Source organism: Abiotrophia sp. (genome assembly GCF_057275535.1).
Genome location: NZ_DBHIRJ010000001.1, coordinates 109,052 through 121,936, shown reverse-complemented (window position 1 = coordinate 121,936; position 12,885 = coordinate 109,052). Strand labels below are relative to the sequence as shown.

13 protein-coding genes, 1 pseudogene and 1 riboswitch are annotated in these 12,885 nt (G+C 44.7%); of the genes and pseudogenes, 13 read left to right on the top strand and 1 reads right to left on the bottom strand.

Annotated elements, in window-relative coordinates; all coding sequences use genetic code 11:
- Positions 1–221 precede the first annotated feature (221 nt).
- The 10 genes and pseudogenes from rny (at position 222) to ACO53F_RS00555 (ending at position 9,507) form a co-directional block, all read left to right on the top strand.
- Positions 222–1,784 (top strand): ribonuclease Y, encoded by a 1,563-nt coding sequence (gene rny, locus ACO53F_RS00600; RefSeq protein ID WP_485136917.1) that lies wholly within the window; start codon positions 222–224, stop codon positions 1,782–1,784.
- A 212-nt stretch (positions 1,785–1,996) separates the two neighbouring features.
- On the top strand, positions 1,997–2,905 hold the full coding sequence (locus tag ACO53F_RS00595; protein WP_485136916.1) for a S1 RNA-binding domain-containing protein: 909 nt from the start codon (positions 1,997–1,999) through the stop codon (positions 2,903–2,905).
- Complete coding sequence (gene xerD / locus ACO53F_RS00590) at positions 2,895–3,797, top strand: site-specific tyrosine recombinase XerD (protein WP_485136915.1); 903 nt, start codon at positions 2,895–2,897, stop codon at positions 3,795–3,797. Before ACO53F_RS00595 ends, xerD begins: the two co-directional genes overlap by 11 nt.
- A 79-nt stretch (positions 3,798–3,876) precedes the next feature.
- Positions 3,877–5,046 carry a phosphopentomutase gene (gene deoB, locus ACO53F_RS00585; protein ID WP_485136914.1) on the top strand — a complete coding sequence of 390 codons (1,170 nt, stop codon included), beginning with the start codon at positions 3,877–3,879 and terminating at the stop codon, positions 5,044–5,046.
- A 27-nt stretch (positions 5,047–5,073) separates the two neighbouring features.
- Positions 5,074–5,874: a purine-nucleoside phosphorylase gene (locus ACO53F_RS00580; protein WP_314760799.1), complete on the top strand. Its 801-nt coding sequence runs from the start codon at positions 5,074–5,076 to the stop codon at positions 5,872–5,874.
- Positions 5,875–5,912: 38 nt separating this feature from the next.
- Positions 5,913–6,323, top strand: a complete 411-nt coding sequence (locus tag ACO53F_RS00575; RefSeq protein ID WP_291427251.1) for a hypothetical protein — start codon at positions 5,913–5,915, stop codon at positions 6,321–6,323.
- Complete coding sequence (locus ACO53F_RS00570) at positions 6,298–7,107, top strand: segregation and condensation protein A (protein WP_485136913.1); 810 nt, start codon at positions 6,298–6,300, stop codon at positions 7,105–7,107. Before ACO53F_RS00575 ends, ACO53F_RS00570 begins: the two co-directional genes overlap by 26 nt.
- Positions 7,108–7,746 (top strand): SMC-Scp complex subunit ScpB, encoded by a 639-nt coding sequence (scpB, locus tag ACO53F_RS00565; RefSeq protein WP_485136912.1) that lies wholly within the window; start codon positions 7,108–7,110, stop codon positions 7,744–7,746.
- Positions 7,747–8,445 (top strand): annotated as a pseudogene (locus ACO53F_RS00560) (pseudouridine synthase); the annotation flags it as partial.
- A gap of 242 nt (positions 8,446–8,687) precedes the next feature.
- Positions 8,688–8,814: riboswitch (FMN riboswitch) on the top strand.
- Between the two features lie 105 nt (positions 8,815–8,919).
- Positions 8,920–9,507 carry an ECF transporter S component gene (locus ACO53F_RS00555; RefSeq protein WP_485136911.1) on the top strand — a complete coding sequence of 196 codons (588 nt, stop codon included), beginning with the start codon at positions 8,920–8,922 and terminating at the stop codon, positions 9,505–9,507.
- A gap of 47 nt (positions 9,508–9,554) precedes the next feature.
- On the opposite strand, the gene ACO53F_RS00550 is transcribed toward ACO53F_RS00555, so the two are convergent.
- On the bottom strand, positions 9,555–9,779 hold the full coding sequence (locus ACO53F_RS00550) for a ferredoxin (RefSeq protein WP_485136910.1): 225 nt from the start codon (positions 9,777–9,779) through the stop codon (positions 9,555–9,557).
- Positions 9,780–9,970: 191 nt separating this feature from the next.
- Between ACO53F_RS00550 and ACO53F_RS00545 the strand changes: the two genes are divergently transcribed.
- The 3 genes from ACO53F_RS00545 to rpsA all read left to right on the top strand — a co-directional run bounded on the left by ACO53F_RS00545 (position 9,971) and on the right by rpsA (position 12,824).
- Entirely contained in the window at positions 9,971–10,648 is a 678-nt protein-coding gene (locus ACO53F_RS00545; protein ID WP_485136909.1) for a LysM peptidoglycan-binding domain-containing protein, read from the top strand.
- Positions 10,649–10,740: 92 nt separating this feature from the next.
- Entirely contained in the window at positions 10,741–11,412 is a 672-nt protein-coding gene (gene cmk, locus ACO53F_RS00540) for a (d)CMP kinase (RefSeq protein WP_485136908.1), read from the top strand.
- A 158-nt stretch (positions 11,413–11,570) separates the two neighbouring features.
- On the top strand, positions 11,571–12,824 hold the full coding sequence (rpsA, locus tag ACO53F_RS00535; protein WP_485136907.1) for a 30S ribosomal protein S1: 1,254 nt from the start codon (positions 11,571–11,573) through the stop codon (positions 12,822–12,824).
- Positions 12,825–12,885: the final 61 nt, after the last annotated feature.

Genomic DNA, 12,885 nt, shown 5'->3' with positions numbered 1-12,885 from the left:
TTAATGAAATGTTTTCACTATAAATTGATTAAGAATGTCTAAAGGCTTTCATAATAGGGATTGCAGGCAATTTGTTAGGTCTATCTGGCCATGCCTAGGGATTGACAGACGGCCCATAAAACCGTATGATAGAGGGTGTGGTTGACACATTATTTATTTTGAAATCATCTAAAAATTTGAAATGAATAACGATAATGAATAGATTAATAGGAGGTGATACGATGGACCTATTGCAGCTCACCTTCGCAGTAATCGTTGCTTTAATTATCGGGGTAGTGATCGGCTATATTTTCAAGAAGAAAAGCGATGAAAAGCACATCGGAAATGCTAAGGCTAATGCAGAATCCATTGTTGATGCGGCTATTGCACAGGCTAAGACCCTCAAGCGGGAGGCCTTGTTCGAAGCCAAAGAAGAAAATCTCAAGTACCGTAATGAATTAGAACAAGAATTGAAGGAACGTCGGACCGAAGTAACAGGAATGGAAAAACGGCTCCTTCAACGGGAAGAGACCTTGGACCAAAAGAGTCTGATCTTAGACAAACGTGAACTCAATCTTGAGAGCAAGGAACAAGACTATCAAAAACGTCAAAAGGCCTTGACTCAACAAGAAGAGAAGGTTCAAGAATTGGTCGTTGCCCAACAAAGTGAATTAGAACGGGTGGCAACCCTATCGCGTCAAGAGGCGCAAAACATCATTATGACTGAGACAGAGCAAGCTTTGTCCCAAGAAATTGCAGTCATGATTCGGAATGCAGAGCAAAAAGCCAAAGATGAAGCAGATCGCAATGCCAAAAACATTATCTTACAAGCCATTCAACGGAGTGCTCCGGACATTGTGTCTGAGAATACAGTGACCGTAGTACACTTACCAAGTGATGACATGAAAGGTCGGATTATCGGGCGAGAAGGCCGCAACATCCGTACTTTGGAAAGCTTAACCGGGATTGATTTAATTATCGATGACACGCCAGAAGCAGTCGTATTAAGCGGTTTTGACCCAATTCGCCGTCAAATTGCTAAGTTGGCGCTAGAGAAACTGATTCAAGACGGCCGGATTCATCCAGCACGTATTGAGGAAATGGTGGATCGGGCGCGTCGCGAGATTGACGAGAAAATCCGTGAAATCGGGGAGCAAGCGACCTTTGATGTGGGGATTCATTCTCTCCATCCAGATTTAATTAAGATTATTGGTCGTCTATCCTTTAGAACCAGTTATGGGCAGAACGTCTTGAACCACAGTATTGAAGTTGCCAAACTTGCTGGTGTAATGGCTGGTGAGTTAGGTGAAGATGTGGCCTTAGCCAAACGTGCAGGTCTTCTGCATGATATTGGTAAGGCGCTTGACCATGAGATTGAAGGCTCACACGTTGAAATCGGGGCAGAGATTGCCAAGAAATATAACGAGCCAGAAGTAGTAGTGAATGCTATTGCTTCCCACCATGGTGATACTGACCCAACTTCGACTATTGCTATCTTGGTAGCTGCCGCTGATGCCTTATCAGCAGCGCGTCCAGGTGCCCGCAGTGAATCCTTGGAGAGCTACATCCGCCGTCTGGAAAAATTAGAAGAAATCTCTAATAGTTTCCCAGGCGTGGCTAATAGTTTTGCTATTCAAGCTGGGCGCGAAGTCCGTGTCATGGTTCGTCCAAATGAAGTCAATGACGCTGCCGCCTCACGAATCGCTCGTGATATCCGCAACCGGATTGAAGCAGAAATGAACTACCCAGGCAATATTAAAGTAACCGTTATTCGCGAAACGCGCGCGGTTGAATACGCCAAATAATTAATGGAGAGGTTGGAACTTGTTCCAGCCTCTCTTTTTATACATGCTTAGGAGGTAATAGCCAAGCAATTTATGATGGCGCTTACTATTAAGCGGGATTTTTAGACTCCCCTTAAGACACTAAGGCTTGGCTTTGGTCGGATAGCTTGGACTTTCCTTTATATTTTGACCTTTTTGTGTTAAAATATAGAAGAAAAAAAGGAGGCGATGAGGTGGTTCGTTACGGACAAATAGTCGAGGCCCGCATCAGTGACAAAAATGAGCGTCACTTTTTCGCACAATATGAAGGTGAGACCTTCACCGTTCTGCCGGGGCAGATAGATATACAAAATTACCAAGTTGGTGACCAAGTCGAAGGCCTTATCTATGAGACCAAGGCCCGTAAGAAAGTCATTCAAGTTGACTTACCCGCTATTCGACCTGAAGTCTATGGTTGGGGTAGCGTGGTTAGCACTCGTAAGGATTTAGGCGTCTTTGTGGACATTGGTCTGCATGATAAGGAAGTGGTCGTGTCATTGGATGACCTCCCCCTTAATACAGCCCTCTGGCCTAAGAAGGGCGATCGATTGTTCTTGACCTATCAAGTGGATGCTAAGAATCGTTTCTGGGGTAAGTTGATTGAACCTGAAGCTATGCAGGCTTATTTTAAGCGGGCAGCTCGTGCTATGAAGAATCTCAATGTCACCGCTACCGTTTATAAGGTTAAGTTAGCGGGTTCACTTTGTATTACAGACGGTGGACACTCGGCTTTCTTACATGAAAGTGAGACTCTTGATTCTCCACGTCTTGGTCAAGTCTTGCAAGCTCGCATTATTGGCGTTCGTGAGGACGGCGGCCTTAATTTATCGGTCAAGCCACGGGCTTATGAGGCCTTGGATGATGATGCCGGTATGATTCAAGCTATCTTAAGAAAATCGCCAGGGCATTATTTGCCACTTCATGATAAATCAGATCCAGCGACTATCCAGACTCAGCTTGGTATTTCTAAGGCCCAATTTAAACGTGCCGTCGGTAACTTAATGAAACAAGGCCTCATTCGCCAAGTCAAGGGGGACGGGCTTTATTTGACGGAAGACCCAAGTCCTGAGACTGATTCAGTAGGCAGTGGCCATGAGATTTAAGCAAGCCGTCCAGGACTTTGAACGTTATCTTCTCTTAGATATGAACCGGTCCGCTAATACCATTCAGAGTTATCGGCGCGATTTGGCTAAGTTCCAGGCCTATCTGACGGAGCAGGGGATTGACAATGTAGAGGCGATTGATGAGCTAACGGTGCGAGCCTTTCTAGCAAAACTCAGCCAAGCCTCCTATGCAGCTTCCTCGACCAGTCGTATGCTATCCAGCTTAAAACAGTTCTTCCTCTTCTTACGCAAAGAGGGCATTCTAGAGATAAATCCTATGTCCTTGGTCCATCGGCCTAAACAAGGTAGACATCTACCTAAAGTCCTAACTGCTAAGGAGATTGAAGCCTTGCTTCAAGCGCCCGACACCAGTAGCCCGCATGGTTTGCGTGATCGGGCTATCTTTGAACTCATGTATGCCACTGGTTTGCGGGTAACAGAGTTGGTGCAACTTAAATTAGAAGATTTGCACTTAGAATTAGGTTTTATTCAGACTCTAGGGAAAGGGGACAAGGAGCGACTAGTCCCCCTAATTGATGAAGCCATTGAATGGCTAGAGGCCTATCTAGAGCAGGTCCGTCCTAGTTTCCTAAGATTAGCTAGCTCTGCCAGTCCGCAAGAAGTCTTTTTGACAGAACGGGGCAAGGCCTTCACCCGTCAAGGAATCTGGAAAAATCTCAATAAGTATGTGGCCTTGGCTGGTATTAAACAAACCGTCTCACCTCATATGTTGCGTCATTCTTTCGCAACTCATCTGCTGGAAAATGGTGCTGATTTGCGTATGGTTCAGGAACTACTGGGCCATGCGGATATTTCAACGACACAGATTTATACCCATATCAGTACCCAACGTTTGCAGGAAGTCTATCGTAAGTACTTCCCGCGCGCGTAACTTGTCATCCTCCGGCTGGAGAGGTGGCCTAATAATTAAAACGGTCACTTACTGACCGTCTAGGGAAAGAGGAAAAAGTATGAAATTCAAACGTATTCATTTAATCGTCTTAGATTCTGTTGGGATTGGTGAAGCTCCAGATGCTGCAGACTTCAACGATTTAGGGAGCCATACTCTAGGCCATATTGCTGAAGTTGCAGGGCTAAAGGTCCCTCATATGGTAGAGCTAGGTTTGGCGAATATTGAGCACCTAGCTGGCTTGACACCTGTGGCATCCTCCAAGGGTTACTGGACTAAGTTAGAAGAAGTTTCAGCTGGTAAGGACACTATGACCGGTCACTGGGAAATCATGGGTCTTAAAATTGAAACACCATTCCGCGTCTTCCCTGATGGTTTTCCTGATGAACTAATCGAGCGTATTGAAGCCTTTTCTGGTCGTAAGGTGGTCTGCAATGCCCCGGCTTCTGGTACTGAAGTGCTTGACCAATATGGGGAACATCAAATGAAGACAGGGGACCTAATTGTTTATACCTCTGCAGACTCTGTCTTGCAAATTGCCGCCCATGAAGACATTATTCCATTAGAAGAACTTTATCGCATTTGTGAGTATGCTCGTGAGATTACCTTAGAAGATCCTTACATGTTGGGACGCATTATTGCGCGCCCATACATTGGGACTCCTGGCAACTGGACTCGTACTGCCAACCGTCATGACTATGCTTTAAGTCCTTTTGCGGATACAACGCTGGACTTCCTGAAGGCAGGCGGATATGATGTGATTTCCATCGGGAAAATCAACGACATCTTCAATACTAAGGGGATTACGGATGCCGTTCGGACCAAGTCTAACATGGACGGGGTGGATCAACTACTTAAGATTATGGACCGTGACTTTACCGGTTTGTCCTTCACTAACTTAGTGGACTTCGATGCCATTTATGGTCACCGTCGAAACACAGAAGGCTATGCTCAAGCCTTAGAAGATTTCGACAACCGTTTGCCAGAAATCTATAGCAAGTTACGCCAAGATGATTTACTCTTGATTACTGCCGACCACGGTAACGATCCAACCTATAGTGGTACCGACCATACACGTGAATATGTGCCAATTCTGGCCTACAGCCCATCCTTCTCGCAAGCAGGTGAGCTTAAGGCGCGTTACTTTAGTGATATCGCGGCCACCATTTCCGATAACTTTGGCGTTGCTAAAACTGAGCAAGGCACGTCATTCTTAAGTCAATTAAACTAAGTCAAATTCAGCAAGGAGGAAAATAATTTGTTTATAGAAACTATTCAATACTTAAAAGACCAGGGTTTGACTCAGCCACAAGTAGGTTTAATCCTAGGTAGTGGCCTTGGCGAGCTTGCTGAAGATGTGGAAAATGCTATCCGCATTCCTTACGAAAATATCCCTAATTTTCCAGTCTCAACAGTTGCTGGCCACGCTGGGCAATTAGTTTATGGGGACTTAGCTGGTAAAAAAGTCTTGATTTTACAAGGGCGTTTCCATTATTATGAAGGTTATGATTTGAATACTGTGACTTACCCAGTTCGTATCTTCAAGGAACTTGGGGTAGAAACAGTGATTGTAACCAATGCAGCAGGTGGGATCAACACTTCTTTCCAACCTGGTGACTTAATGATTATCACGGACCACATTAACCTAGCGGGTAACAACCCACTGATTGGGGCTAACTTAGATGCTCATGGCCCACGTTTTGTGGACTTAACGGAGACTTATAGCTTGCGTGGCCAAGCCATCTTACGTCAAGCCGCTGCTCAAGATGGACTTCATCTCCAACAAGGGGTTTACACTTGGGTAACAGGTCCATCTTATGAGACGCCTGCAGAAATTCGCTACATGCGGACCATTGGTGGCGATGCTGTTGGGATGTCAACTGTGCCAGAAGCTATTGTGGCCAAACATTGTGGCATGGAAGTCTTAGGGATTTCTTGTATTACCAACTTAGCAAGTGGCATGCAGTCTAGCCTCAACCACGAGGAAGTAATGGAAATCTCTGCTAAGGTAAAACCACGCTTCAAGAACTTAATTAAAAATACCCTAGCTTTACTTTAAGCGACTTGCCAGATTGCTAGGGAAGAAAGGAGTACGCCGTGCTCATTCAATCTAAAAATAAAAATGAAAAGATTATTCTCGGCTTACTGTCCTATACTTTAGAAGAAGGGCAGCACCAAACCGACCTCTTGCAGTCGATTTTGGAAACCTACCGGCAATCTGATAGCAAGGAAATCTATCTCTATCGAGAGCAAGACCAAGATAATTTCATTGGCTTGGTGGGGGTTGAAACCTTTCAATCGCCTGGCAACGAGTCAGAACATCCAGAGTCAGTCGTTATTGACCGTATTGCCCTCTTACCATCATTCCGCAATGAGTCTGTAGGCTATCAGATTTTCTGTGAACTTAAGGAACGCTATCCTAATAGCGCCTTCTTAGGGTCTCGTCTGACCTCAGAACTTCTTGTTAAATGGAGCAGTCGTTATGCCCAAGAACACCAAGAATCTTAAAGGTCATCAGGGGCAAGATAGCTCCGTGACCAAGGACAAGCAGCAGCTCAAGCTCCAATTGGCCTCTTTTCAGGGGCCCTTTGACTTGTTATTGCACTTAATTAAACAGATGAAAGTGGATATTAATGATATCCCTATGGCTGAAATTACCAGTCAGTACTTGGCTTATCTTCACTCCATGCAAGAGTTAGAGTTAGACCAAGCCGGCGATTACTTAGTGATGGCTGCCACGCTCTTGGAAATTAAGAGTCGTCTGCTCCTACCTATCGAGCCGGATGCTGAATTGGATGGCGACTATGAGCCTGGTGACCCACGTCAAGTGTTGGTGCAACAACTGCTCTTGTATCAACAATTCCAAGATGTATCCCCCTTGCTAGAGATGCGTCAAGAGGCTCGGGCAGCGCTCTTCTCTAAACAAGCTGATGACTTGTCGGACTACCAGGAGCAGATTCCGCTTCAAGAAGGTGAGATTAGCCTGGATCAACTGGTGGCGCGTATGCAAGATGTCTTGGCCCGCCAACTAGCTCGTCAGCCCTTGGAACGCCAAATTCATCATGATCCTTTGACAGTGGAGCAGAAGATGGATGATATTTTAGCGCGCTTGGGACGACTAGAGCGGCAAGAACGCTTGTCTTTTGAACAGTTGATTGACAAGGCCAGTCGCCCGGAGATTATCACGACCTTTATGGCGCTTCTGGAGCTAGTCCGTAAGCAGTTCATTGTTTTCTACCAGGCCGAAGCCTTGGCACCAATTGAAATTGAAAAAATAGACGGAGTCGAATAGATGGAATTAATTACCCGCCTGCATGGCATTATCTTTGTAACAGGAATTGAAGGAGTCAGTCGTAAAGATTTGGCGGCTAGCCTTCAGGTGCCCTTAAATCAAGTGACAGAGGCCTTGCAACAACTGCAATTGAATTTACAGGAAGACCCACTGTCACCTGTAGAATTGGTTAACTACAATGACCAATACCGTCTGGTGACTAAGTCTGAGCTGGCGTCTGATGTGGAGGCCTATGCTCACTCGCCCTTTACCCAGAAGCTCAGTCGTGCTGCCGTTGAGACGCTAGCTATTGTAGCTTATCGCCAGCCTATTACCCGTATGGGGATTGATGAGATTCGTGGCGTGTCCAGTATTACCATGTTACAGAAGTTACTTGCCCGCGACTTGATTCGTGAGATTGGTCGACTAGAAGCGCCAGGACGCCCAGTCCTCTATGGGGTGACGGACTACTTCATGGATTACTTCGGTCTCAAGTCTTTAGAAGATTTACCAAATATTGAGCCACTTAACCTCAATGATGAGGTCACTTCGGATGAATTATTTAATACTAAGCAATGGCAGATTAGTCTAGATGACGAGGCGTCTTATCAGGATGAGCCATTTCTTGATTCCGATTTAGAAGAAGGGGAGGAGGATTAGATGGATCGTTTGCAGAAAGTAATGGCCCATGCAGGTATTGCTAGTCGTCGTAAATGCGAAAGTTTGATTACAGAAGGCCGGGTCAGCGTTAATGGCCAGACAGTTCGTGCATTAGGGACTCAGGTATCCAGTAAGGATCTTATAGAAGTAGATGGCGTTCCAATCTATCGGGAAGAACCTCGCTACATTCTGATTAATAAGCCAAGACATGTCATAAGTGCTGTATCCGATGACAAGAACCGTCAAGTCATCCTAGACTACATTCAAGGCATTGAAGAGCGAATTTATCCAGTCGGACGTTTGGACTATGATACGACTGGGCTTCTGCTCTTGACCAACGATGGGGCTTTTGCTAATCAACTCATGCATCCGCGCCATCAAATTGATAAGGTCTATGTGGCCAAAGTCAAAGGGATTCCATCTGAAAAGTCACTTGCTCGACTTGAAGCCGGTATTGTGTTAGATGGTAAGAAAACAGCCAAAGCCAAGGCTCAGCTCTTAAGCCAGAATCTGGATAACCAGACGGCAATTGTAGAATTGACCATTCGTGAGGGGTGGAATCACCAAGTTAAGCGTATGTTTGAAGCGGTGGGGCACCCAGTCAACAAACTCAAGCGGGAACGCTATGCTTTTCTGACTCTAGGCAAGCTCTTGCCAGGAGAATGGCGAGAGTTAACAGCTCATGAAGTCAATAAGCTTAAGCAAATGAGTCAGAGCGAGGGACAAGCCGGGCAAGAAGCAAGGACAGCTAAACCTAAGCGTATAATGGGACGTCCAACTGGTCAAAAGCCGTCTCGTAAATCGCCTGCATCTAGCTCAGGCCGTAAGGCAAGAAAAGGGCAGTCCAAGTCCATGCCTGCCAGAAATTTTAAATAAGAAGATGCCCGGCTAGTCAAGTCGGGCATCTTGTGCTATAATGAAGGTATCAATCGAATAATACAATTAGTCTTCAGGGCAGGGTGAAATTCCCGACCGGTGGTAAAGTCCACGAGCCTAGTACTTTAGGGTCTAGGTTGAACTGGTGAAATTCCAGTACCGACAGTAAAGTCTGGATGGGAGAAGTAAGCTAATTAACAGATAGATTCACAGGGTTTATTTGTCTTTGCTGCGTTTACTTTCCCAAGTAAGCGTATTTTTTTGGCTTCTAGAAGACGGATAAAAGGAGGAATATCTATGAAAAACATGCGATTGACACGTCAAGTATTACTGGCTATTTTAGGGGCCTGGGCAGTGGTTTTCCGACTGCTCGATTTTCCCTTGTTGCCATCGGCACCTTTTCTTAAGTTCGACTTTAGTGATGTCCCGGTCTTCATTGGGCTTTTAATCAATGGTCCGATTGGGGCTGCAGTGGTAGCCTTTATCCGGGATTTTATTGAATATCTGCGTAAAGGTGGAGAAGCAGGCATCCCACTAGGTGTCAGCATGAGTTTCATTGGCACCATGACCATGATGTTGATTCTGAATTTTTATCTACGTCACAAGAAGGGCACTTGGCAACTTGAACAGATTGTGCTCACATGCATCAGCTTGGCCTTTAGCTTGACTTTGGTCATGAGCTTGCTCAATTATTTCATTGCACTACCTATCTATGTAGAGGTCATGCATTGGCCAATCAAAAATATGATGGGGATGGTCCTAGTTGCCATTGTGCCGTTTAACTTACTTAAGGCAGTTATCTTAGGAATTATCATAGCCTTGGTTAACAACCAATTTAAGGCTTATCTGATTAAGAGAGGTCTCCTGCTAGCTAGCTACCAATAAGCAATAGAAAGGCCGGGATTAATCCCGGCCGTTTTTTTGTTTTATAGCTACTGAGATGGGGAAGGGGTATAGTCAACTTCTTCAATAGCGCGAGTCGGACAATCGAAGATAGCAGAACGCGCTAAAACCTGTGCTTGCTCAGTGGCATCTTCTTGCACAAAGGCAATTCCATCGTCTTCACAATCAAAGACTTGTGGAAAATTGAGATAACACTTACCGCAAGCAATGCATTTTTCCGATTGAACAATTAACTTAGACATACAATTAGACATACAAAAACCTCCTTTTATGTTACGGAAATGTTACAGAGCCTTATCAAATTCATATAAAAGCGTTTACTTCCACCGTATTTTTAGCACAGGTCGCTTAGAATATGGTACTATAAACTAGTAAATACTAATATGTGCAACATGTGCCCTTTATGGATCTAGTCACATTGTATCATATTTTAGGAGGAATTTTGATGTCTGAAGAACAAAAATCAAATTTCGATCAAGAAAATTTGAATGAATCATCAAATCAATCATCGGAAACGTCAGGCAAGTTTAGAATGCCATGGAACAACAAATTTGGCGAAGACGAAAACTTAAAAAATCGACAATACTCTCGGACGGCTCGTAACCAGCCAGAGCGTGAGGCAACTACCTTGTCCAAGGTCTTACTCTTTATGGTTATCTGCGTATGTATCGTACCATTTATTCTCTTCTTCTGGGTCAATGCGTCACGTCCACAGAATCCATCACCACGGACGGCTTCACAAGTGTCTATCTCTCGGGCTGAAAGTTCAAGTGCAAGCTCTAGCAGCGCTAGCGAATCTAGCTCAGCTGTAGCCTCAGCTTCAAGTCTTGAATCCAAAGCAAGTGAATCTGGTCAAGGCTTGAATAACCAGCAAGGTGAACACCCTAACCAAAACCAACAAGGTCAACAACAAGGCCAAAACCAGCAAGGTCAACAACAGGGTCAAAACCAACAAGGCCAGCAGCAGCAAAACCAAGGTGGTACGACTTATGTGGTACAAGCAGGGGATTCCTGGTACCGGATTGCAGCCAATAATGGGGTTTCTCTGGATGCCTTGTTAGCCGCTAATGGTGCGACGGTTGAAACAACCATCTTACCTGGTCAAACCATTGTTATTCCATAAAAAATTGAGAATTCCCTAGTTTTAGGGTAGAATAGAGCTTAGGAAACTAAGCTCTATTTTTTTGTAGAGAGATAGAAGAGGATGAAGCATAGATGACACATTTGACAATCGCAATTGACGGGCCTGCTTCCTCAGGCAAGAGTACGGTCGCTAAGTTATTGGCTGGCCAATTAGGCATTACCTACATTGATACAGGAGCTATGTATCGTGCAGTTACCTTAGCGGCGCAGCGCCAAGGAGTGAGTGTAGAGGATCAGGCGGCCTTAGAGAACCTATTAGCCCAACTTGATTTGTCCTTCCGTCGCCAAGATGGAGTACAACACGTTTATTTGGGAGAGGAAGATGTCTCATCTGCTATTCGTAGTGTTGCGGTGACACAAGCGGTCTCTGAAGTATCGGCTCAGCCCCAAGTTCGTGAGGCTTTGGTTGCCATGCAACAAGCCATGGCAGCCAAAGAATCCGTGGTAATGGATGGCCGCGATATCGGGACGGTGGTTTTACCTAATGCCAGCATTAAGTTTTTCTTCGTCGCTGATGTGGCCGTTCGAGCTGCGCGTCGTTATAAGGAAAACTTAGAGCGGGGCATGACCGATCAGACCTTGGCTGAAATTGAAGCGGATATTGAAGCGCGTGATCTCTATGATAGTACTCGTGAACACAGTCCGCTTAAACAGGCAGACGATGCCATCTTAGTTGATACCAGCCATGAGACTTTGGATTCACTTTTGACCAAACTGACGGAGATGATTCAAAAGCGAATGTAAGGCCTTAAAAGCCAAGCAAAATTCGACTATAAAAGAATAAATTGCAATTATGACTAGACTAATCGGTTAGAATTTGATAAAATAGATGCTAAGTAGGTTCACAAATCGTAAAAATTTTCTGAACAACGCTTGAGTATTGCCTTAGGAGGAACTGGTAGATGACAGAAACTGTAGAAAACCAACAATTACAAACAATGGAGGATGCTTTGGATAGCGTCTTAGACATCAAACCTGGTGATGTCGTAAAAGGGGACGTCTTGGCTTTTGAAGATAACCAAGTACGTGTCTCAATTAAAGAAAGTGGCGGTTTAGAAGGTGTAATTCCACGTCGTGAACTTTCAGCAAAACCATTCAACGAATTAACTGAAGTAGTAAACATCGGTGACGAAGTTGAAGTAGTGGTTTTAAAACCAATCCGTGATAAAGAAAACGGGAACTTCTTACTCTCAAGAAAACGTCTTGAGTCTAAGAAAGTATGGGCAGAGCTCAAAGAAAAATTCGATAACAAAGAAATCATCACAGCACCTGTTAAAGAGGCTGTTAAAGGTGGTTTAGTAGTAGATTTAGGCTTACGTGCTTTCGTGCCAGCTTCTATGGTTGATTCTTTCTACGTAGAAGATCTCAAAGTATACGTTGGTCAAACCTTAGACTTTGTCATCGTTGAACTTGATGAAAAAGAAAACCGTTTAATCCTCTCTCACAAAGAAATCGCTGAACGCGAACGTGCAGAGAAACGCGCAGCTGCTTTAGCTAACTTGGTAGAAGGTTCTATCGTTGAAGGGACAGTTGCTCGCCTAACTAACTTCGGTGCTTTCGTTAACTTGGGTGATGTAGATGGTTTGGTTCACTTGAGCCGCATCTCTCACTCTCACATCCGCAAACCAGGCGATGTCTTGAACGTAGGCGACAAAGTAAATGTTAAAGTACTTTCAGTTAACCCAGAAGACGGCCGTGTATCCCTCTCTATCAAGGATACTTTAGAAGGCCCATGGGATAACATCCAAGAAAAAGCTGCTGAAGGGACTGTCCTAAAAGGGACTGTTAAACGCTTGACTGACTTTGGTGCTTTCGTAGAAGTTTTACCTGGCGTAGAAGGTTTGGTTCACATTTCTCAAATCTCTCATGAGCACATTGCAACTCCAGGTGAGAAATTACAAGAAGGTCAAGAAGTTGACGTGAAAGTATTGAGCGTTAACCCAGAAGACCAACGTTTATCATTGTCTATCAAGGCTTTGTTGGAACGTCCAGCACGCCCTGAAGGCGAAGTAAGCGACAAGCCAAAACGCGAATCAAAACCACGTAAACCTAGAGCTAAAGCTGAACCAGCTCCTACAATCGTAGCAGAAGCTGAAGGTTTCACTTTAGGTGATGTGTTAGCTGGTGCTTTCGGCGACCTTAACACCGAAGAATAAGCCACTGTAACCACGAAAGACTGGCCTGAGTGTCAGTCTTTTTCGTGTCATAAACCATAAA

Coding starts and splice junctions, on each gene's coding strand:
- rny (WP_485136917.1), top strand. CDS start 222: ATGGACCTATTGCAGCTCACCTTCGCAGTAATCGTTGCTTTAATTATC.
- xerD (WP_485136915.1), top strand. CDS start 2,895: ATGAGATTTAAGCAAGCCGTCCAGGACTTTGAACGTTATCTTCTCTTA.
- deoB (WP_485136914.1), top strand. CDS start 3,877: ATGAAATTCAAACGTATTCATTTAATCGTCTTAGATTCTGTTGGGATT.
- ACO53F_RS00570 (WP_485136913.1), top strand. CDS start 6,298: ATGCCCAAGAACACCAAGAATCTTAAAGGTCATCAGGGGCAAGATAGC.
- scpB (WP_485136912.1), top strand. CDS start 7,108: ATGGAATTAATTACCCGCCTGCATGGCATTATCTTTGTAACAGGAATT.
- ACO53F_RS00555 (WP_485136911.1), top strand. CDS start 8,920: ATGAAAAACATGCGATTGACACGTCAAGTATTACTGGCTATTTTAGGG.
- ACO53F_RS00550 (WP_485136910.1), bottom strand. CDS start 9,779: ATGTCTAATTGTATGTCTAAGTTAATTGTTCAATCGGAAAAATGCATT.
- ACO53F_RS00545 (WP_485136909.1), top strand. CDS start 9,971: ATGTCTGAAGAACAAAAATCAAATTTCGATCAAGAAAATTTGAATGAA.
- cmk (WP_485136908.1), top strand. CDS start 10,741: ATGACACATTTGACAATCGCAATTGACGGGCCTGCTTCCTCAGGCAAG.
- rpsA (WP_485136907.1), top strand. CDS start 11,571: ATGACAGAAACTGTAGAAAACCAACAATTACAAACAATGGAGGATGCT.